The following is a 21,016-nucleotide window of genomic DNA, read 5'->3' as shown; positions in this document are numbered from 1 at the left end:
CGGCTCCGGCGGAGGGCGGCTGAGGACAGCGGACATCCGTGGGTGACCGGCGGAGGGTGACCGGCGGAACGTGACCGGTGGTCAGTTGCCCGGGAAGGCAGCGCCCGTCCGCCCGCGGAGTCGGACACGACGGAGCGGGGCGGTGGTCGTCACTGCCAGGAGGGCGACGGGCCGGGGCCGTTGAGCGGCGGGCCGTCGGGAGACCGTGGGGCGGGGGAGGCGCCGCGGGACGGCGGAAGCTCCCGCCGCGACCGGACCGGTGGGGTCAGCGACAGAGCGCGCTGGACTGCCTGCACTGGTCCACGTGGCGACGGGCCACGAGCAGGGCGGGTGTGTACCCGAGTTCCCCGAGGGTTGTCATGGTCATGGACCCTGGCAGCCCGTTCCGCCGGGGGCAATGGGCGGTCCACATGGTGGACGGGCGGAGAGGCTCCCACTCCATGCCGATGCCCGGCAGGGGGCGGGAACCCCTGCCGGGCATCGGTTGGGAGCAGTCGGTATCCGGAGCGGTCGGTCCGGAGCGGTCGGAGGGGGCGGGCCACTCCGACCGGTCGGACGACGGTGGTCGGACCGGTCAGGCGACGGTGCAGGCCGTGCCGCTGAGATCGAAGGCGGTCGGTGCGGCATTCGTGGCGCCCCGGGTGCCGAGGAAGCCGAGGGTCACCGAGGAGCCTGTGGCGATGGCGGAGGTGTACGAGGCCGGGGCCACGCTCACCGCGCTTCCGCTCTGGGTGGCCGTTCCGCCCCACATGCTGCTGACGGTCTGGCCGTTGGCGAAGGAGAAGCCGAGCTTCCAGGTGCTGATGGCGGCGGTGCCGGTGTTGCGGAGGGTGATCTCGCCCTGGAACCCGCTCTGCCAGTCGCCGACCACGCGGTACGCGACGGAGCAGGCGGCCCCGGAGGAGCCGCCGCCGGTGGCGGTGGTGAGGCTCACCGCGGCCGAGCGGGCCGAACGGTTTCCGGCCGCGTCGCGCGCGTACACCGCGAAGGAGTAAGCGGTGCCGGACGTGAGGGAGTTGACCGTCACGCCGGTCGTGGTGGAGGAGGCGACCACCGTCTCCGTGGTGCCGCTGACGCGCACGACGTCGTAGCTCTTCACACCGACGTTGTCCGTCGCGGCGGCCCAGTTGAGGGTGGCGGAGGAGGACGTCACCGCCGAGGCGGTCGGGGTGCCGGGAGCGGTCGGGGCCTGGGTGTCGGCCGTCGCCCCGCCGAAGACGGTGGCCTCCTTCGAGGTCTGTGCGATGCCGTTGGCGCCGTGGAAGATGCGCTCGCCCCAGGAGCTGAGCCGGGTCGGGTCGAAGTCGATGACCAGGTCCAGGATCGGGTCCGTGTTGCCGCTCCAGGACCAGGCCAGGTAGCCGAGCTTCAGCTGCTCGGCGGTGGCCATCATGGTGTCCTCGTCCGGGTCGCCGTACTGGTCCGCCGGTCCTCCGAACTCGCCGATGAGGATGGGCAGTCCGGCGTCCACGAAGGCGTGCAGGTAGTCGGTGACGGCCTGCGCGGTGTTGTAGACGCTGTACATGTGGATCGAGAAGATGAGGTTCCCGGTGGTGTCCGCGTCGTACACCGACTGGGCGTTGGCGCGCATGACGCCCTGCCAGTCCTGGCCCCAGTTGGGGGCGTCCACCATGATCGTGTGCTGGAAGCCGGCGTTCCTCAGCTTCTGCACGGCGCTGATGGTCGGCGCGGTCCACCCGGCGGGGTTGGTGTTGCCCCACGGCTCGTTGCCGATGTTGATGATGACGTAGCTCTCCTGGCCGGCCAGGACGTCCTTCAGGCTGATCCAGTAGTCGGCCGCGTGGTCGAGGGTGCCCGCCGCGGAGTCCTCGCCGTAACCGGTGGTGTCGTGCACCTCCAGTACGCAGATGAGCCGGTTGGCCTTGCACTGGGCGACGATTCCGGCGACCTCGGTGGGGCTGTTCTTCGTCCACCGGTAGCCGTCGGAGAGCACGACGCGGACGGTGTTGGCGCCCGTCGCCTTGATGTCCGCCAACGACTGGGTCTCGCCCGGGTACCAGGTGTGCGCGTGGTTGACCCCGCGCATCACGAAGTCGTTGCCGTTGCCTTCCAGGAGGCGCCCGTTGCTGATGTGGAGCCCGGTGGCGGCGTCCGCCGCCGACCGGGTCTGCGCGAGGGCCGTCGCCGGGGCCAGGGCGCCGACGAGGATGATCCCGAGGAGAGCGGTCAGGGCTCGCCTGAGGAGGGTGGTGGGGTGGGTTTGTGCCGTGCTTCTCGCTGTTCTCACTGCGGCTCCAGAGGGTGGACGCGTCGAGCATGGGGCGATATGGGAGCGCTCCCACAAATGGGAGCGCTCCCATGAAGCCACCCTGTCGGGGTCACGTCAATACATCGCGCAGAGCCGGGGTGATCGGAGGGCGATACGGTTCACCGGGCCGGTACGGCCGGCGGTGTCAAGTCCGCGACGAGCGTCTCCGGAGCCGGGTACGGCGGCTGAGGTGCGTCCGCCCCGGGCCGTTCCAGTCCGACCAGCAGTGAACGGACGGCCTCCACCGCGTGCATGACCATCGCGGGGTCCGCGCCCGGCCGGGCGTGCGCACTCATCCGGATCGCGGGCGCCCGAGGGAGGCCCGCGTACGCGACCAGGCCCTCCGGGGCCCGGCCCGCCGTCGCCAGCAGGGCCACCCCCAGCCCGGCGCGCGCGGCCTCCAGCACCCCCGCCAGATAGCCGGCGTCGCAGACCACCGAGGCGGCGATGCCATGCGTGGACAGTACGTCGAGCGCCCGGCGACGGATCGCGCACGGCGCCGCCACCGCCACCAGGGGGAGGGGTGCCGGGGCCGGTGGCGGCGACCAGCCCGGCGCCGCGTACCAGTTCAGGGGCATGCCGCCGACCTGCATGCCTTCGGTGGAGGCCGCCTCGGTCACGTACACCGCCAGGTCCACCGACCTGCGGTCGACGGCCTCCACCAGCCGGGCGGAGCGATCGATGCGGAACCGGACCCGGCAGTGCGGGAGGGTCCCGTGGACCGCCTCGGTGATCCTCGGGAGGATCTGGTCGGCTCCGTGCTCGGTGGAACCGATGACGACGGTGGCGGGCTCGGAGCCGAGCAGCCTGCGCGCGGCCTCGTCGTGCACGCCGAGTATCCGGCGCGCCTCTTCGAGGAGAAGATTGCCGGCCTCGGTGAACCGGGTTGCCCGGCCCGCGCGTTCGACCACCGGCCTGCCCAACGCCCGCTCCAGGCGCCGGACATGCTGACTCACCGCCGACTGGCTGAGGGTCAGGGCCTCCGCCGCCCGGTGGAATCCGCCCCGGTCCGCTACGGCGACGAGACTGCGCAGAGCGACGATGTCGAACACTGGTCCCATGCGCGCACGTTAGCATCAATCAATAAGCATTCGCGATCACTTGTGATCGTCCCTCCTTGTTGAACGTACGTGGCGGGCTCCGCCATCCTGGCCGCATGTCGCACACCACGGCCGGACCGTGAACACGGCCACCCAGTCCGTCGAACAGGCCTCCGCGGGCGCCCGGTTACTCGGCCTGCTCGCCCGGGACCTGCCCCCCGACCGGCTCACCACCGACCCCCTCCGCACAGCCCCGTACGCCACGGACCGCTCGGGCACCCCCGCCGACGGCGAACCGCTCGCCGTCGTGCACGCCCTGCGCACCGACGACGTGTCCACCGTGCTGCGCCACGCGGACGCCCTGCGGGTCCCGGTCGTGCCGCGCGGCGCGGGCACCGGGCTCTCCGGAGGGGCGACGGCCGGCGACGGCAGCCTGGTACTCGACCTGTCCCGGATGAACCGGATCGTCGAACTCGCCCCGGACGACCAACTCGCCGTCGTGGAACCGGGCGTCGTCACCGCCGACCTCGACCGGGCCGCCGCCGCCCACGGACTGCGCTACGCCCCCGACCCGGCCAGCGCCGCCCTCTCCACGATCGGCGGGAACATCGCGACCAACGCCGGCGGACTGCGCTGCGCCAAGTACGGGGTCACCCGGGACAGCGTGCTGGGCCTGGAAGCCGTACTCGCCGACGGAACCGTCGTACGGACCGGCCGGCGCACGGTGAAGGGTGTCGCCGGATACGACCTGACGGCGCTGCTGACCGGGTCCGAGGGCACGCTCGCGGTCATCACCGGAGCCACCGTGCGGCTGCGGCCGGTTCCCGTCGCCACCGCCACCCTGGCGGCCTGGTTCGACACCTTCGCCGACGCGGCCGACGCGGCGACGGCGATCACGGCGGCCGGCATCGAGCCCGCCATGGCCGAACTCCTGGACGGCCCGGTGCTCGGCGCGATCGACGCCGCCGAGGGTACCTCACTGCGCGTACGGGGCGCCGCCCTGCTCATCGTCCAGTGCGACGGTGCCGGAGCACGGGCCGAGGCCGAGCAGGTGGTGGCCGTCCTGGAGAAGCGCGCCGCCTCGCTCACCGTCGCCGACGACGCCGCCGGGGCCGACGCCCTCCTCGCTGCCCGCCGGCTCGCCCTGCCCTCCCTCGAACGCCTCGGACGCCCGCTGATCGAGGACATCGCCGTCCCCCGCTCCCGGCTCGCCGAGGCGGTACGGGGCATCGCGGAGATCTCCGCCCGGCGCGGGGTGCCCGTCTTCACCCTGGCCCACGCGGCCGACGGCAACCTGCACCCCATCGTCGTGGTCGACGCCGCCCTGTCCGAACTGCCCGAGGCGGCGTGGGAAGCGGCGGGCGACATCTTCGCCCTCGCCCTGCGGCTCGGCGGCACACTCACCGGCGAACACGGCGTCGGCACCCTCAAACGCCAGTGGATCGCCGAGGAGTTGGGAGCCGAGAACCACGCGTTGCAACGGCGCGTGAAGGCCGCCTTCGACCCGCACGGCATCCTGAATCCGGGAAAGGCCGTCTGAGCGCAAGGGGGCCGGCGGCCAAGGCAGCGCGACGGGCCGAGGACGCCGTCCCCCGCCGCGCGTCCGGGCGAGTCGGGACCGGGAGTCCGAAGCGTCTTGACCTTGACACGGTGACAAGGTCTTCACTGCTGTCCGAGGAGGTGGTCCCGATGACCACGACACCACCGGAGACGGATGCGGCACGAGCGCTCCGGGCGCTGGAGGACAGCAACCCGACCGTACGCCTGCGGGCCGCTCTCGCGATCGGCACGACGCCCGGCCCGTGCTTCGTCGGCAAGCTCGTCGAGCGCTGCGCGGTCGAACCCGAGTTCTTCGTCCGCGACATGCTGACCTGGGCCCTCGTCCGCCACCCGGTGGACCTGACGCTCCCCGAGCTGCTCCGCGAAGTCCGCTCCGAGCGGGCGCAGGCGCGCAGCCAGGCGCTGCACACGCTGTCCAAGACCGGTGACCGGCGGGCATGGCCGCACATCACACCGGCCCTGCTGTCGGACCCCGACGACGAGGTGGCGCGAAGCGCCTGGCGGGCCGCGGTCGTGCTCGTACCGGAAGGCGAACAGCCCTCCCTGGCCACGGTTCTGGCGACACAGCTCGGACGAGGTGAGCGACAGACCCGGCTGAGTCTCAGCCAGGCGCTGGTCGCACTGGGCGAGGCGAGCGTGCCCGCTCTGCGCACCGCGACAGCGGCCCCCGACCCACGCGTGCGCGTCCACGCGCTCGCCACCCAAGCCCTGTTGCGCGACCCGGACGCCGGATTCGAGCCCGCGATCGAGGAGGCCAAGCGCGTCGTGGCCCTCACCGGGTCCCCCGGGGCGGACGATGAGGACCGTGCTGATCGGTGAGGTGTCGAAAAGGTCCGGGGTCAGTTCCCGCATGCTCCGGCACTACGAATCGCTCGGCCTGGTACGGCCTTCGGGCCGTACGGGCTCCGGCTACCGGGAGTACTCCGCTCGGGACATCCGGCGGATCTTCCACATCGAGAGCCTGAGGTCGCTGGGGTTGTCGCTGCGGGAGATCGGGCGCGCGCTCGACGATCCCGGGTTCACGCCCTCGGCGCTCGTGGACGACCTCGTCCGCAGGACGGGCGAGCGCATCGCGGCCGAGACCGAGCTGCTCACCCGGCTGCGCCGGATCGACGCCGCGGACCCCGCCGACTGGGAGGGCGTCCTCCAGGTCGTCGCGCTCCTCCAGGCACTGGGGTCGCAGAGCGCCGACGCCCGCCAGCGCGCGGCACTCTCCTCGGCCGACGGAGCTCCGGTGCCGGTGGAGGCGCTGGTCGAAGCGGTACTGGGCGAGACGGACCCGAACGTCGCAGGCGCCCTGCGCTGGGCGCTGGCCCAGTCGGGTGCGGGCGGCACGGCCCTGCTGGCGAAGGGCCTCGGCTCACCGGCGGCGGCGGTCCGGAAGCGTGCCGTGCGGTCCCTCGCCGAGATGCCCGGTGCCGAGGCGACCGCCCACCTGCGGGACGCCCTCGCCCACCCCGACGCGGTGGTGCGCCGGTACGCGGCTCTGGCGCTCGGGACACGCGGAGAGGCCGGAGCGATCCCCACGCTCCTCGACATGATCCTGGAGGGCGGCAACGACACCGACGCGGCGGACGCGTTGAGCGAGCTGGCGAGCGACACCGCTACCGCCGACCGGATCGCGACCGGGCTCGTCGACCGCCTCGCCCGTGACACCACGAGTGCACCCGCACGCGGGCGGCTGACCCAAGCGCTGGCGGGCATCCCCGGGCCGACGGCGTCACGGGCCCTCGTGGAGCTCTCGCACGACGAGGACCGCGCCGTCTCCCTGACCGCCGTCTACCTCCTCCACCTCCGCGAGGTGCGGTGACGCGGTCGTCCGTTCTCGGCGACCCTCGGCATGACGGCAAGCATGAACGGCAACCGGACTCGCGGAAGCGGGACAAGTATTCCCACGCAACGGCCCGCCCGGGTAAAACCCCTCTTGCCGCCCGGGCGGTACGTCCTACCCTTCCGGGAGTGGCGGTCGCACCGGCTGTCCGGCGCGACGGGGGTGTGACATGGGTGGCGAAGACGGCAGCGGTCCCGAAAGGCCGCCGTGGCCGCCGGACTACGCCTTTCGGCCGTACCGGGGCCCCGAGGACCACGGCGCGATGGCCGCCGTGCGGCTGGGCTGCGCGGCGCAGGACGGGACCGACGCCCGATCGGTCGTGGAAAAACTCCCGACGGCGGTCGAACTCGACGCCTCCTGCGCCGAACTGGACGATCCGTTCCAGAACCAGGTTCTGGTGGAGCACGGCAGAGGCGTCGTCGGGTACGCGACGATCAGGTGGTGGCAGGAGCGGGACGGGACATGGCTGTACCTGCACCGGGGGCATCTGCTCCCCGGGCATCGAGGCCGTGGCCTCGGCTCGGCCATGCTCGACTGGGCGGAAGCCCGGATCCGCCGGCTCGTGCGGCAGCACGGAACCGCGCTCACGGCCGTGTTCGGCGCGAACGCCACCGCCTCGGAGCGGGACGCGACGGCGCTCCTCCTCGGGGCTGGATACCGGCGGGTGTTCAGCCTGGTGGAGCTGGAACTGGCCGACCTGCGGCAACTCCCCGACAGCGGCCCGTGGCCGGCCGGCATCCGCATCGGTTCCGTCGCCCGGAGCGACTACCGCGAGGCGTGGAAGACGGTCGTCGACTCGTACGCGGACGCGGCCTTCACCGAGTACTGGAGCTTCGAGAGGTTCCTCGCCACGGCCGTACCGTCCTGCTGGCGGGCCGCCCGGGACGGGGAGCAGGTGGCAGGGGTTGTCCTGTGCTCCCTCCGCCGCTGCGACCCCACCATCGGTGAGGTCGAGGAGCTGAGTGTCCGGACGGACTGGAGACGACGGGGTCTCGGGCGGGCCCTGTTGCTCGACGGACTGCGGTGCCTTCGCGAACACGGCGCGGAGAGCGCCCGGTTGTACACCGGAACCGCCAACCCGTACCGGTCCTACGACCTTTACGAGAGCGTGGGATTCCGTCGCCTGAACGAGTACGGTCGCTACCGCAAGCCCGTCGTCGGCTGATTTCCTTCACTGACCGCTGATCACCACGGATCACGGGGGCACTCCTGGAGTTCCCGACACTTCACCGGCTCCCCTGCGGAGAGGGGAGCGGAATCCGTGGCGAGCACTCGAACGCATGGTGTCCACTGGAGAGCCTGGTGACCGAGAGCAGTTCGAGGTCCGCCTCGGCGAGAAGCCGCCGCATGTCCTCGGGCGTTTCGAAGTCGCCGGCGCCGCTTCCGGAGATCACCGTCCGGAAGAGGACGTGGACGGAATCGGCATCCCGGTCGAGGAGAGGTTCCAGCACGATCAGGCGGGGACGGGCCGCGCCGGGCAGGTGGGAGGCGGCCGTGCGCACCATCGCGTTCCGCGCGGACGCGAGGACGCGCAGGCACAGGTGCCAGGGCCAGTCGTGCAGGACGTTCTTCAACAGGTACAGGTCGCCGCCGTCGGCCACCGACTCGAAGATGTTCGCCGGGTGGAAGGTGAGGCGCCCGCCGAGCGGATGACCGGCCGCCGCCGCCCGGGCGGCCGACCGCGCGCACACGCTGGGCCGGTCGACGCACACGCCCTCCAGGTGCGGGTTCCTGGCCAGGATCGCGCCGAGTACCGTGCCGTTGCCCCCACCGATGTCCACCACACGCCGCACCGGGGAGAAGTCGAACTGCTCGGCGACGGCTTCCGCCGCGGACCGCGCCAGCTCGGCCATCGCGGCGTCGAAGACCTGTTCCGCGTCCGGGGCGCCTTCGAGGTACTCGTACAGGGAGGCTCCGAAGACCTCGTCGAACCCGGGACGACCCGTCCGCGCGGTGCTGAGGAGCGCGCCGAAGGCGTCGTCGTAGGTTTCCGCCAGCAGGATGCAGCGGTTGCGTACGGAGTGGGGATGGTCTTTCCGGAGTGCGGCGAACTCCTCGGCCAGGGCGAAGGTTCCGTCCGGCCCGCGTTCGAAGATCTCGTACTGGGACAGCACGTGCAGGATGCGGAGCAGTACGTCCCGGTCGGTCCCGGTATGTGTAGCGAGGTCGTCCGGCGTCATGGAGCCGCCGTCCAGGATGTCCGCGAGTCCCAGTCTGGCCGTCACCGCCAGCACGCGGGAGATACAGCCGCCCGAGGCCAGCGTCGCGAGCCGGGGACCGCCCAACGTGTCGTGCGTCTGGTGCAATGTCTCATCCTCACACGTGCTGATGCCCCTTGCGCGGCGCGGTCGTGGGCATGGTGTCCGGCTGTCGCGCCCGCGGTGAGCTGTCCGGAGGCGTGGCCCGCCGCCGGCGGGTGTATCGACAACGAGATCGGAGTCGGTACGGGAACGGGTCCCGGAGCGGATCGGGCGGCGAACATACGGACTATTGGCGCCACATGGGGATGAATATGGCTGTTCGGGGTGGCGCCACGAGCCTGCGGTCGGCAATCTGTTGGCGGGTCAGTCCGGCGCGTCGCGGGACGCCGGGAGGCCGTCGCTGCGACGGGTGGGTCGGTCCTCGGGTTCTCGTCGTGTACGGGATTCGCGACCGGTCCGGCGTGCGGCATAGGGCGGAGGGCGAGGAAGATCGTGACAGTTACCCCCCAGGACACGGGCCGGGCCCCCGCGTACCCGATGGACAGGACCTGCCCCTACGGAATGCCCCCCGGATACACCGCGCTGCGGGATCGGAGACCCCTCTCACGGGTGACCCTGGGCGACGGTCGCGAGGTGTGGCTCGTGTCCGGGAACGCCGAGGGCAGAGCTCTGTTGCGCGATACCCGGCTGTCCTCCAGCACCAGCCGCCCGGGCTTTCCCACTCTGGCCGGGCAGGAGGTGCCCGAACTCCCGCTGATCGGCACGGACGACCCCGTACACGCCGAGCAGCGGCGGCTGCTGGCGTCGAGCTTCGGCATCCGCCGGATCGCCGCCCTGCGCCCACAGATCGAGCGCACCGCGGAGGAACTGATCGACGCCATGCTCGCCCGGGGCGACAGCGCCGAACTCGTCCGGGCCTACTCGCTGCCGCTGGCGTGCGAAGCGTCCTTCGCGTTCCTCGGTGTGCCGCGCGAGGAACGGCACCTGCTCAAAGACCTGGTCCGGAGCACCCTTCTGGGCTCTCCCGAGGAGGAGACGCACGACTCCGAGCACCCCTTCACCGGCATCCAGGAGTATCTGCGGGAGTTGATCGCGCGCAAGGAGCGGAATCCCGGTGACGGGCTGATCGACGAGCTCCTCGCGGGTCACCCGCTTCGTGACGAGGCGGACCGGGACGAACTGGTGCTGCTCTGCACGGTTCTGGCGACCGGCGGGAACGAGACCACCTCGGCGACCATCGCCACCTCCGTCTTCGCGTTGCTCGACCACCCGGACCAAGCGGCGATGCTGAAAGCGGACTCCACCCTCACGGTGGCCGCCGTCGAGGAGCTGACCCGGTTCATCTCGGCCGGTGACGCGCTTCTGCGAGCGGCAGTCGCGGACATCGAGATCGCCGGTCAGACCATCAGGGCCGGAGACGGTGTGATCATCTCCACCATGCTGATGAACCGGGATCCCGGCGCCTGGGACGGCCCCGATGACCTGGACATCCGCCGCAGGGCCACCCGGCACGTCGCCTTCGGCTACGGCATCCACCAGTGCGTGGGCCAGAACCTGGCCCGCGCGGAGATGGAGATCGCGCTGAACACCCTGCTGCGGCGCGTCCCCACCCTGCGCCTGGCCGTCCCCGCCGACGAGGTGCGGAGCACCACGGCGACCACGCAGGAAGGCGTCGCCGAACTGCCGGTCACCTGGTAGCGCGCGAGGCGGGGAAAGAGGACGCGGAAGGGAAGACGAGGCAGGAACGGATGCGTATCGACATCGACACCGACCGGTGCATCGGGGCCGCCAGGTGTGTGCAGCACGCTCCCGGTGTCTTCACGCAGGACGACGACGGCGTGGTCGAACTGCTGCCGGACGACGGGGGGCGGGAGGACGGCCCGCTGATCGAGGAGGCCGCGTTCGCCTGCCCGGTGCAGGCGATCACGCTGGGGCGGTCCTGAGGAACCCTGAGGGCGAGTTCGAACTCGGCCGGCGGGACGGGGAAGCCGAGCGCCTCCTCGGCGAATTCGGGTCGGGCCGGGTCGGGCCGGACAGCGGGCGGCGGAGCGCCGTCCGGGTGCGCGGCTTCCAGCGCTCGGCCGGTTCGTCCTTCCGGCCGTCGGCGGGCGTACGGGCCGCTTCGACCGGTTTCAGAGTCGCTCCACGGCCAGGTGCCGTACTGGACTGCCGATGCCCTGGTCCGGCGCCGGTTCCGGGGCGGGGCGCGGGCCGGCCAGGACGGTGCAGCGGGCCCAGATCAGGAGGGTGAGGGGGTAGACGGCGTAGCCGATGCGGGTTGCCGGAGACAGCAGGATGGCGATGGTGAGGCCGAGCGCGAGCCGGTGGGCGGCAGCCGCTGTGGTCGTCGGCGGCCGAACGACGAGCGACAGGGCTACGGCGATGGCTCCGACGCCTATGAGAACGACGGCGATGGTCTTGCCGTGGGGCAGCAGGGCGGAGAGGAGGGCGCCCAGGAGCGGGCTGGCGGCGGTCGAGGCGGTATCGCTCAGTCCGAAGGGGTAGAGCACCGCGTTGTCGAGGAAGGCATGCGGATCGGCGAGGAGCGGCGGCACGACCACCACCGCCGCCACTGCGACCGCCGCCGCAGCCGCGGTCCTGGCCGCGCGTGACCCCCTGGTCGCAGCCAGGAGGACGACGACGACCGGTATGGCAGGCCACGCGGTCCATTTCAGAATGGCTGCCGCTCCCAGTGCCAGACCCGCACCCACGGAACGGCCCCGGTGCGCGTATGCCAGGGCCAGCAGAACGAAGGCCACGACCACGGGATCAACCCCGCCTATGGCCAGCGGCAGCGCCACCACGGGGCAGGCCGCGATCCACGCCGCCCCCGTCACGGCCGTGCGTCGGGCCTGCGGCCGGCCCTTGACCAGCACGGCCACGGCAGCGGCCAGCGCGGCGGCGAACCCGGCCAGATTCCACAGGCGGGCGCTGGAGAACACCGTCTCGCCGAACAGCGCGTGGGGGAGCCCGAAGAGGGCCATGCCGGGCAGGTAGGGGTTGAAGTCACGCACCGCGACCGGATGCGAGAGGTAAGGGGTGCCGGTCTCCAGGAAGTGCTGGGCGGACCGTTCGACGACGCCGACCTCCATCTGCTGCAGGCCCACGGCGGTCAGCCACACCAGCGGAACCACCAGCGCGCCGACGACGCCGATCAGGGCCACCGCACGAGACCACTGGACACGGGAACCCAGCGACACCAGCGCGGCACAGGCATAGGCGGCAGCAGCGGCGAGTCCCCACCGGTGCTGTGATGTGTTCGATGCGGAAGCAAGCCCCACACCCAGGGCCATCAAGGAGCTCGCCGCCAGTGCCCACAGGTCCCACCGGCGGACAGTCATGCCGGAGCGGCGACGCGGACGTTGACCGGAAGCATCTGGAAATCGTGATATGTGCATGTAAAGGGGCCTTGGCTAGAAAGTCGTCCGCACAAGTGAACAGACGCGCAGCATGAGGTCGGACGCGCCGGCGAGCCGGGCGCCCGCTGTCGGGGAGCCGGAATGGCGCCCTGCGTGACGTGAGGCCGTTTCGGCGCATGCTGATCCGCGCCCTGGCGTCTTCCCCCGCACAAGAGCGCAGCAGGACCGCGCCCGGCACGCCTCATCCAATCCAGTGCGGGTCGGGGGGACCAGGAAGTTCGACCGGCAGATGGAGTGGCCCGCATACTTCTGCCGGTGAGTACTACCAGTAGGTGCGCCGTTCCGGCCGGGCCACGCAGACCAGGGGGACCACAGCTGTGAGCGACAACGAGTTCGGCGAGCGGCTGCACGCACTGCGCACGGGAGCGGGCATCAGCCAGGAGCGGCTGGCGCAGCGGGCGGGAATCAGTGTGCGGGCGCTGTCGGACATGGAGCGCGGGCGGACGCGAGGGCCGCGGCAGAGCACCGTGGAGGCACTGGTAGCGGCCCTGGGCGTGGAGGGCGTCGTGGGCCAAGAGCTGGAGGACGCCGCCCGGTCGGGCCGTCCGCGGACGGTCGGCGGGACGGGGCCCAAGTCGTCGGCCGGGACAGGGGCAGGCGCGGGGTCGGCGGCTGGGCACGGGCTGGCGTTGCCGCGTGATCTCTGGGACTTCACCGCCCGCGGCCCCGCCCTGGCCGGGCTGCGGGTCCTGGCCGGGCAGCTCGATCCCGCCCGACCGCCGGTCGCGGTGATCTGCGGGCAGCCCGGGCTGGGCAAGACCGCCTTCGCCGTGCACGCCGCCCATACTCTGGCGCCGAGTTTCCCGGACGGGCAGTACGCCGTCGACCTGCGCGGCATGGACCCGAAGCCCACGCCGCCGCGCGAGGTGCTCGCCCGGCTCCTCCACGCGCTCGGTGTGGCCGAGACCGCTGTCCCGGCCGCCACCGACGAGCGCGGCGGTCTGCTGCGCTCGGTGCTGCGCGAGCGCCGGGTGCTGCTCCTCCTGGACAACGCCGCCGACGAGGACCAGGTCCGCCCCCTGCTGCCCGGCCACGGCGCCTGTCTGACCCTGGTCACCAGCCGCCGCTCGCTGGCCGGCCTGGAAGCCGTCCACCGCACGGAGCTGGGGCTACTACGCAGGGAGGAAGCGGTCGAACTCCTCACCCGCGTCATCGGGTCGGAGCGGGTCGAGCGGGAGACACAGGCCGCCCGCGACCTCGCGGAACTCTGCGGGTACCTGCCCCTGGCCATGCGCATCGCCGCCCAGCGCCTGGCCTCCCGGCCCGGCGAGACCCTGGCCAAACTCGTCACCCGGCTCACCGCTCACGGGGACCGCCTGGACACCCTGCAGGCAGGCTCCCTGCAGATACGGTCCGCTTTCACCTTGTCCTACCGTCAGCTCAGCCCGGCCGCCCGCACCGTCTTCCGCCGCGCCTCACTCGCCTGCGGCCCCGACTTCAGCCCCACCACCGCAGCCCTCCTGGCAGGCATACCCCCACGCCAGGCCGCGCGCTGCCTCGAACGGCTGACCGACGCCGGACTGCTCCAGCCCCACTCCACCGCCGACCGCTACCGCTTCCACGACCTCCTGCGCCTGTTCGCCACCGAACAACTGGTCGAGGACGACGATCCCACCCGGATCGCCGCCGCCCAGGACCGGGCCGCCGACTGGATCCTGCGCCGGGCCACCACCGCCGCACTGCGCTTCGACGCCGACCGCCACCAGGACGCGCCCGAAGGCGACCCCGACCCGGCCACCGCGCCCACCGACCGCGAGCAGGCCCGGATCTGGCTGGAGGCCGAACGGCCCCAGTGGCTCGCCGCCCTGGGCCACGCCCAGGCGGCAGGCCGGCACCAGCAGGTCATCGACGCCGCCGAAGCGATGCACTGGTTCTCCGACGTGACCGCGCACTGGGAGCTGTGGGCGGAGGTGTTCCAGCGGGCCGCTGAATCCGCCCGCGCGCTCGGCAGCAGGCGCGACGAGGCCGTCCACCTCAACTACCTCGCCTGGGCCTGCAACTTCTGCCTCCACGACTACCCCGCCGCCCTGGCCGCCGCACGAGCAGCCCTGCCCGCGGCCTACGAGGCCGCAGACCAGCTCCAAGCGGGATGGGCCCTGGGATACGAAGCAGGAGCACTCCGCCGGCTCGGACGGACCGACGAATCCATCGACCGGCTGCGCGAGGCAGCCGCCCACCTCAGGGACCACACGGACGTGCAAGTCCGCCTCGCCGAACTCACCATTCTCATTACCCTGGGCCAGCACCTGCGCTACGCCGACCGTGCGGACGAGGCCCTGGTCATCCACCGGCGCAGCGAGGCTCTCTGCCTCGCCGGGGTGCCGGGGGTGCCGGACGACCTCATCGCTTCCTATGTGGCGCAGACCCGTCATCACCTCGGTAGCGACCTCATGGCCCTGGGGCGATGGGGCCAGGCCGAATCCCCTCTGCGCGCCGCCCTGTCCCACTGGGAGGCAGGCCGGATGCCCGCCTGGAGCGAACCCGTCCGCCTCGACCTCGGCATCACCCTGCGCCACCTCGACCGCCACGACGAGGCCCGCGCGACGTTGACCACGGCCCACCGCGCCCTCGTCGGGCTGAACAACCCCCGCCACCGCGAAGCCGCCGACGAACTGGGCCGAGTCACCCGGCAGACGGCAGTGTGAAGACGCGGTCCGGAAGGCGGGCGGAGGCAGGACCGCGAGGGAGTACGGCTTCACGGCCGGGACTCCGGCGCAGAGCCCCGCCACGAAGACCACGATCCGTGGCCGGAGTTTAGGGGGCCCGGAGAATAGGGGTTGGCCCCTCTCGGTGGCGGTGACACGGTGGACCGCATCCCAGGAGCAGCCCGCCCCGCACCGGACCCGACGTTCCGGCGCGGGGCGGAGCCGTCCCGCACCCGCCCGTGCGACCGCGCGTACGAACCGAACCGGCGCGCGCGAACGCGCACTTCGCAGGAGGTCCCATGACCGACCGCCGTACCGTCCTCATCACCGGCACGTCCTCCGGCATCGGCCTGGCCACCGCGGTCGCCGCGGCCACGGCCGGCTGGAACGTCGTCGCGACCCTCCGTGACACCGGCAGGGCCGACGCCCTGCGCGCAGCCGTGGAGGCGGCCGGTGTCGCCGAGCGGGTCCGGGTCGCGCGCCTCGACGTGACGGACCCGGCGTCCGTCGCGGAAGCCGTCTCAGGGGCGGTCGCCGCGTACGGGCGGCTCGACGCCGTGATCAACAACGCCGGGGTGGGGCAGCTCGGCACCGTCGAGCAGATCGGCGTCGAGCCGTTCCGCTCCGTCATGGAGACGAACTTCTTCGGCGTCGTCGAGGTGACGCTCGCGGCGCTCCCGCACCTGCGCGCGAGCGGCGGCAGGGTCATCGCCGTCAGCAGCCTCGGGGGAGTGATCGGCCAGCCCTTCAATGAGGCCTACTGCGCGGCGAAGTTCGCCGTGGAAGGCTTCCTGGAGTCCCTGGCGCCGGTCGCCGCCAGCACCGGCGTCCAGGTGTCCGTGGTCGAACCGGGCCCGGTGGCAAGCGAGTTCGTCGCCTCCCTCGGTCCGTCCGTGCCGGGGCTCATCGCGGCCGCAGGCCCGTACGAGGCCGCCTTCAAGGCGTACTCCGGGACCACGGAGGGCCTCTTCGACCAGGCGCAGAGCTCGGCCGAAGCGGCAGCCTCCGTGGTGGACGTACTCACCGCCGAGCGGCCCGCGTTCCGGGTGCAGACCTCCGGCCTCGCCCGGGACCTCGCCGGGATCAAGCTGGCCGACGTCGACGGCTCCGCCGTCCAGGCGTTCACCACCCCCTGGCTCTCCTGACGCTCCCGGTCCGTCAGGGAAGCGCCACCACCTGGGCCGCGTGCGCCAGTCCGGCGCCGAAGCCCACCAGCAGCGCCAGCCCGCCCCGGGGCACCGCGCCCCGGGCGAGCAGCTCCTCCACGGCGAGCGGAATGGACGCCGCGGAGGTGTTCCCCGCGTGCACGATGTCCCGGGCGACCACCACATGGGGCGGCAGCCGCAGCGCGGCGGCTGCCGCGTCGATGATCCGCAGGTTCGCCTGGTGCGGTACGAACGCGGCCAGGTCGCCCGCGGTGAGACCGGCCGCGTCGAGTGCGGCCTGCGCCGTCTTCGGTACGGTCGCGACCGCCCACCGGAAGACGGCGGGACCGTCCATCCGCAGGGTGGGCGGTACGGCAGTCGCCGTCGTACCGACCGCCGGCCACGGCGAGGAGTGGGCGATGGCCTCCTGGCGGCCGCCCTCGGAACCCCAGACCACCGGCCCGATCCCGGGCTCGGCGGCCGGGCCGACGACGACCGCGCCGGCGCCGTCCCCGAAGAGGAAGGCCGTGCCGCGGTCCGTCGGGTCGACGATGTCGGACATCCGCTCCGAGCCGACCACCACGACGTACTTGCTGCTGCCGGACCTGATCAGCGCGTCGGCCGCCGCGAGCGCGTGGCAGAACCCCGCGCACGCCGCCCCCACGTCCATGGCGCCCGCCGATTCCGCGCCCATGAGGTGGGCGATCCGGGGAGCGGCCGGCGGCGACTGCTCCCGGTGCGACATCGAGGCCAGCAGAACCGTGTCGACGCTCGACGGCGCGATGCCCGCCTGGGCCAGCGCCTTCACCGAGGCGGCCGCCGCCATGCCGACGACCGTCTCGTCCGGAGCGGCGAACCGCCGGGCGGCGATGCCCGACCTGCGCCGGATCCACTCGTCGCTCGAATCGATCGGCCCCGCGACCTCGGCGTTGCCCACCACCCGGGCGGGCCGGTGGGCGCCGACCCCGAGGATACGGGAGCCCGGGACGGCGGCCGCCGCCCGCAGCCTTCCGACGGCGGCGTCCGCCGCCCGCGGCTCTCCGGTGCCCATCACGCCTCCGGGGCGGACGACGGGATCGTACGCGCCCCGAACTCGCCGTCCAGATAACGGCGTCGGGTCTCGCGGCGCTGCACCTTCCCGCTCGACGTCTTCGGCAGCGACCCGCGTCGCACCAGCAGGATCTCGTCCGCCTCCAGCCGCTGCCGGTCGAGCACGGCGGCCCGGACACGGGCGTGCAGGCCCTCGGCGCCCCCGTCGCGCTGGGCCCGCCCGTCCGCCTCGACCACCAGCACCAGTCGCTCCGCCGCGCCGTCGTCCACGGAGAACGCAGCCGCGCAGTTCGGCTGGAGCGCCGGATCGGCGCTCTCCGCCGACACCTCGATGTCCTGCGGATAGTAGTTGCGGCCCTTGCGGATGATCACGTCCTTCAGCCGGCCGGTCACGAACAGCTCGCCGTCGTGGACGAAACCGAGGTCGCCGGTCCGCAGCCAGGCGCCCAGGTCCTCCTCGCCCACCAGCCGCGCCCCGAAGGTGCGCAGACTCTCCTCGGGCCGCCCGTGGTAGCCACCGGCCACACAGGGGCCGTTGACCCAGATCTCGCCGACCGATCCGTCCGGCAGGCCGGTCAGCTGCTCCGGGTCCGCGATCCGGACCGAGGTGGCGCCCACCGTGGTACCGCTGCCCACCGCGTGCACCGTGCGGGCAAAGGAGGCCGACGCGTCCGCACCGGATGCCTCGACCGCCGCCGCCCCGGCGACCGCGACCGGCTGGGCGCGGCCCTCGCGCAGCGCCTGGGCCGACAGGACGAGGAGCGTGGGCTCCCGGTCCTCCCGGCTGCCGGTGGCCTTCAGGGTGTTCTCCGCCAGGCCGTAGCCGGGGCACATCGCGCTCGACCGGAAACCGGCCGGGGCGAACGCCTCGGTGAAGGCGCGCACCGTGTCCCACCGCACGGGCTCGGCCCCGTTGGCGGCCACCCGGAGCGAGGACAGGTCCAGCCCTTCGGAGAGACCGTTCTCCGTGGCGTCCCGTACACAGAGTTCGTACGCGAAGCTCGGCGCGGCGGTGTGGCTGCCTCGGAACCGGGAGATCGCCTCCAGCCAGCGCGACGGCCGCCGGATGAACGCCTCGGGGGCCATCAGATAGGCCGGAATCCCCGCCCACAGCGGCAGGACGAGCCCGAACAGCATCCCCATGTCGTGGAAGAGCGGCAGCCAGTTGACGACGGCGCTGTCCGCACGGCAGGGCCACAGCTGGTCCGTCTCGGCGACGTTGCTGCGGAAGTTGGCGTGGGTGACGCGGACGCCCTTCGGATCACCGGTCGAGCCGGACGTGTACTGGAGCAGGGCGATGTCGTCCGGACCGGCCGGCGGTCCGGACCACTCCACGGTCTCCGGCCCGTCCGCCGCCGACCCGTCCGGCGCACCGGAGGGCGGGGCGGCGGTGTCGGTGGCGATGAGCGTGAGTCCTGCCAACTCCGCCGCCCCGCCGAAGCGTTGCTCCAGGTCGCTCTTGACCGCCGCCGTGGTGAGCACGGTGGTCGTGCCCGCGTCGTCCGCGATGCGCCGCAGCCGCTCCAGGCCGCGCTGCCGGGTCGGCACCTGGACGGGGGCGCCCGCGACACCGGCGTACATGCAGGCGAGGAGCGTGGAGACGAACTCCAGTCCGGACGGGTAGAGCAGCACCACAGCGTTGCCGCGGAGTCCGGCCGCGTCGAGCGTCGCCGCCCGGGAGCGTGCGGCTGCGTCGAGTTGACGGTACGTCAGGGACTGTTCCGGGGTCTCGCCGTTGCGGAGGAAGACGTAGGCGAGGTCGTCGGGCCGGGTCCGGGCACGCAGACGCAGCACCTCGGGGAGGCTCGGCAGCTCACCCGTCGTGGTGTCCGGCGCGGCTGAGCGCCGCTGGGAGGGTGCGGTGGCAGTGGAGGTGGAGGCGGTGGCGGTCATGGGGTGTCAGGCCTCTCGTCGCTGCGGCGTCGTGCGCCGGTGCGTTCGGCTCGGGGCAGCACTCACGGCGGTGCCGGGTGGTGCGGTGCGTGCTCGGCGCTGAGCACGCGTGGCAGTGGTCCGTGGTGCGGTACGTGCTCCGCGCGGCACGCTCGTCGTGCGCGTACGGGTTGCGGGAGGTGTGCTCACCGGGCGAGCGCGGGTTGCGGGAGAAGTCCGGAACGCAGCGGACCGAGCCGCTCCTCGCCGATCCGGGCGCGCAGTCGGGGGTCGGTCACGCCGAGACCGGCCTCGGGGGCGAGTGCGAGGACGCCGACCTTGCCGGTGTGGCTGTTCGTCTGCACCAGGCGGGCCGCCTCGCCGACCTCCGCCAGCGGGTACACCTCGGAGAGGACCGGTGAGACGCTGCCGAGTTTGAGCAGTCGCATCATCTCCGCCGCCTCGTGGAGGTTCATCCCGTGACTGCCCACGATGCGCTTGAGGTTCATCCAGAAGTACCGGTTGTCGAAGCTGTGGTCGTAGCCGGTGCTCGAACCGCAGGTGACGACCGTGCCGCCGCGCCGCGCCACGATGACCGAGATGCCGAAGGTGGCCCGGCCGACGTGGTCGAACACGACGTGCGGGTCCTCGCCGAGCTCCGCCCGGATGGCCCGGCCGAGTCGCTTGGCCAGCTCCACCGTCCCGGCTCCGGCCGTCGGCTCGCCGCCGATGCCGATCTCCTCGCGGTTGATCACCACATCGCAACCGAGCTTCTGCAACTGCTTCGCCTTGGCTTCGGAGTTGACGACTCCGACGGGGATGCCACCGCCATTCTTGACCAGTTGGACGGCGAACGCGCCGAGACCGCCGGTCGCGCCCCAGATCAGCACGATGTCGCCCTGCTTGATACGGGCGCCCCGGTCGCTGACCAGCATGCGGTACGCGGTCCCGCCGCAGAGCGGCACGCAGGCTGCTTCCTCCCAGGTCAGATGGGCCGGCTTGGGCAGCAACTGGCTGGCCCGCACGACGGTGTAGTGCGCGAGGCCGCCGAAGTTCGTCTCGTACCCCCATGCCTTCTGGTCGGCGCCGAGCATGCCGTCGGAGTGCGTCACCGGGTCCTGCTCGTCCACCACCGCCGCGTTGACGGCCACGTGGTCGCCCACCTTCCAGCGCCGGACCCCGGCGCCGGTGCGCACGATCACGCCGGCCGCGTCGGAGCCGACGACCTGGAAGGGCTGGTCGTGGCGGGCGTTGTAACCGCCGGTGCGGGCGTACCGCTTGAGCGCGTTGAAGGTGGAGACGGGCTGGAAGGTCGCCGACCAGACGGTGTTGTAGTTGATGGAGCTGGCCATGACCGCCACCAGCACCTCGTCCGGAGCGAGTTCGGGCATCGGCACCCGGTCCACCTTCAGCGAACGGCGCACGTCCTTGTCGGCCACGCCGTCGAAGATGCCGACGTCCTCCTGCCGGATGTGGGCGGCGGTGAATTCCGTGGGAACGGGGGCGCGCTCCAACTCCTCCGGTGAGGCTCCGCGGAGAACGGCCTCGGTCAGAGAATCCATTTCTGATTCCTCTCGAATTGATGTTGCGTGCGGCTGTCGAATTGTTTCCCGTCGACGCTACGGCGGGCCTTTTCCGGAACGGAACCCCTATTCCCCGTGCCGCTAGGGGGTGACTTCACGATGGGCTCCGAACCAGGGGTGTGGCGGTGAAAACCCAGGTCCGGGCGGAGTGATGGGGGTCATAGGGGGAGGGTAGGGGTAGGCGGGGAACGCCCAAGGAGGTCAGGATGTGGGAGATGACGCCGAGGCTTCGGCAGGGGTCCGGCCAGGGTCCGGCCGGGCTCCGAACCCGGCCTTCCGGAAACGGGCGGAATCGAAATGTTCCGGCCCCGGAAGAAATGAACGCGCGTTCTGGGAACCCGGCTGTTGATCCCCGACTGCCCGGTGCCTGATTACCCGGCCACGGAGAACGGACCCATAGC

Annotated in this window: 15 protein-coding genes; 8 read left to right on the top strand and 7 right to left on the bottom strand. The window is 72.3% G+C overall.

The annotated features are described in order from the left end of the window. Positions 1 to 574: 574 nt before the first annotated feature. Together OG599_RS02125 and OG599_RS02120 are read right to left on the bottom strand one after the other, a co-directional pair. Entirely contained in the window at positions 575 to 2,248 is a 1,674-nt protein-coding gene (locus OG599_RS02125; protein WP_327174192.1) for a cellulase family glycosylhydrolase, read from the bottom strand. A 140-nt stretch (positions 2,249 to 2,388) separates the two neighbouring features. After that, positions 2,389 to 3,330, bottom strand: coding sequence for a LysR family transcriptional regulator (locus tag OG599_RS02120; RefSeq protein WP_327174191.1), 942 nt, complete (start codon positions 3,328 to 3,330; stop codon positions 2,389 to 2,391). A gap of 118 nt (positions 3,331 to 3,448) precedes the next feature. Between OG599_RS02120 and OG599_RS02115 the strand changes: the two genes are divergently transcribed. The 4 genes from OG599_RS02115 to OG599_RS02100 all read left to right on the top strand — a co-directional run bounded on the left by OG599_RS02115 (position 3,449) and on the right by OG599_RS02100 (position 7,865). Continuing rightward, positions 3,449 to 4,849, top strand: a complete 1,401-nt coding sequence (locus OG599_RS02115; protein WP_327174190.1) for an FAD-binding oxidoreductase — start codon at positions 3,449 to 3,451, stop codon at positions 4,847 to 4,849. Positions 4,850 to 4,998: 149 nt separating this feature from the next. Further along, positions 4,999 to 5,688: a HEAT repeat domain-containing protein gene (locus tag OG599_RS02110; protein ID WP_327174189.1), complete on the top strand. Its 690-nt coding sequence runs from the start codon at positions 4,999 to 5,001 to the stop codon at positions 5,686 to 5,688. Further along, positions 5,675 to 6,679, top strand: coding sequence for a HEAT repeat domain-containing protein (locus OG599_RS02105; protein ID WP_327174188.1), 1,005 nt, complete (start codon positions 5,675 to 5,677; stop codon positions 6,677 to 6,679). The genes OG599_RS02110 and OG599_RS02105 overlap by 14 nt, the downstream gene beginning before the upstream one ends. Before the next feature lie 190 nt (positions 6,680 to 6,869). Then, on the top strand, positions 6,870 to 7,865 hold the full coding sequence (locus OG599_RS02100) for a GNAT family N-acetyltransferase (protein WP_327174187.1): 996 nt from the start codon (positions 6,870 to 6,872) through the stop codon (positions 7,863 to 7,865). Positions 7,866 to 7,926: 61 nt separating this feature from the next. Here the strand turns inward: OG599_RS02100 and OG599_RS02095 are convergent, their stop codons facing one another. Next, on the bottom strand, positions 7,927 to 9,006 hold the full coding sequence (locus OG599_RS02095) for a methyltransferase (RefSeq protein WP_327174186.1): 1,080 nt from the start codon (positions 9,004 to 9,006) through the stop codon (positions 7,927 to 7,929). Between the two features lie 537 nt (positions 9,007 to 9,543). Here OG599_RS02095 and OG599_RS02090 point away from each other — a divergent pair. Both OG599_RS02090 and OG599_RS02085 read left to right on the top strand, forming a co-directional pair. Next, positions 9,544 to 10,599: a cytochrome P450 gene (locus OG599_RS02090; protein ID WP_327174185.1), complete on the top strand. Its 1,056-nt coding sequence runs from the start codon at positions 9,544 to 9,546 to the stop codon at positions 10,597 to 10,599. Positions 10,600 to 10,649: 50 nt separating this feature from the next. Then, positions 10,650 to 10,844 carry a ferredoxin gene (locus tag OG599_RS02085; RefSeq protein WP_327174184.1) on the top strand — a complete coding sequence of 65 codons (195 nt, stop codon included), beginning with the start codon at positions 10,650 to 10,652 and terminating at the stop codon, positions 10,842 to 10,844. A gap of 189 nt (positions 10,845 to 11,033) precedes the next feature. Here OG599_RS02085 and OG599_RS02080 read toward each other — a convergent pair whose 3' ends face one another. Then, positions 11,034 to 12,065 carry a glycosyltransferase 87 family protein gene (locus OG599_RS02080; RefSeq protein ID WP_327174183.1) on the bottom strand — a complete coding sequence of 344 codons (1,032 nt, stop codon included), beginning with the start codon at positions 12,063 to 12,065 and terminating at the stop codon, positions 11,034 to 11,036. Positions 12,066 to 12,637: 572 nt separating this feature from the next. On the opposite strand from OG599_RS02080, the gene OG599_RS02075 reads away from it, so the two are divergent. Both OG599_RS02075 and OG599_RS02070 read left to right on the top strand, forming a co-directional pair. Further along, a complete protein-coding gene (locus tag OG599_RS02075) occupies positions 12,638 to 14,965 on the top strand; it encodes an ATP-binding protein (RefSeq protein ID WP_327174182.1) in 2,328 nt (775 codons plus the stop codon). 299 nt (positions 14,966 to 15,264) lie between these two features. Further along, positions 15,265 to 16,110, top strand: coding sequence for an SDR family NAD(P)-dependent oxidoreductase (locus OG599_RS02070; protein ID WP_327174181.1), 846 nt, complete (start codon positions 15,265 to 15,267; stop codon positions 16,108 to 16,110). Between the two features lie 13 nt (positions 16,111 to 16,123). Here the strand turns inward: OG599_RS02070 and OG599_RS02065 are convergent, their stop codons facing one another. The 3 genes from OG599_RS02065 to ccrA all read right to left on the bottom strand — a co-directional run bounded on the left by OG599_RS02065 (position 16,124) and on the right by ccrA (position 20,594). Then, complete coding sequence (locus OG599_RS02065) at positions 16,124 to 17,161, bottom strand: beta-ketoacyl-ACP synthase III (RefSeq protein ID WP_327174180.1); 1,038 nt, start codon at positions 17,159 to 17,161, stop codon at positions 16,124 to 16,126. After that, a complete protein-coding gene (locus OG599_RS02060; protein WP_327174179.1) occupies positions 17,161 to 19,053 on the bottom strand; it encodes a fatty acyl-AMP ligase in 1,893 nt (630 codons plus the stop codon). Before OG599_RS02060 ends, OG599_RS02065 begins: the two co-directional genes overlap by 1 nt. Positions 19,054 to 19,238: 185 nt before the next feature. Continuing rightward, positions 19,239 to 20,594 (bottom strand): crotonyl-CoA carboxylase/reductase, encoded by a 1,356-nt coding sequence (gene ccrA, locus OG599_RS02055; protein ID WP_327174178.1) that lies wholly within the window; start codon positions 20,592 to 20,594, stop codon positions 19,239 to 19,241. Positions 20,595 to 21,016: the final 422 nt, after the last annotated feature.

Source organism: Streptomyces sp. NBC_01335, assembly GCF_035953295.1.
In the GTDB taxonomy this organism is placed as follows: Bacteria; Actinomycetota; Actinomycetes; order Streptomycetales; family Streptomycetaceae; genus Streptomyces.
This window is presented reverse-complemented; position numbering and strand designations above follow the sequence as displayed.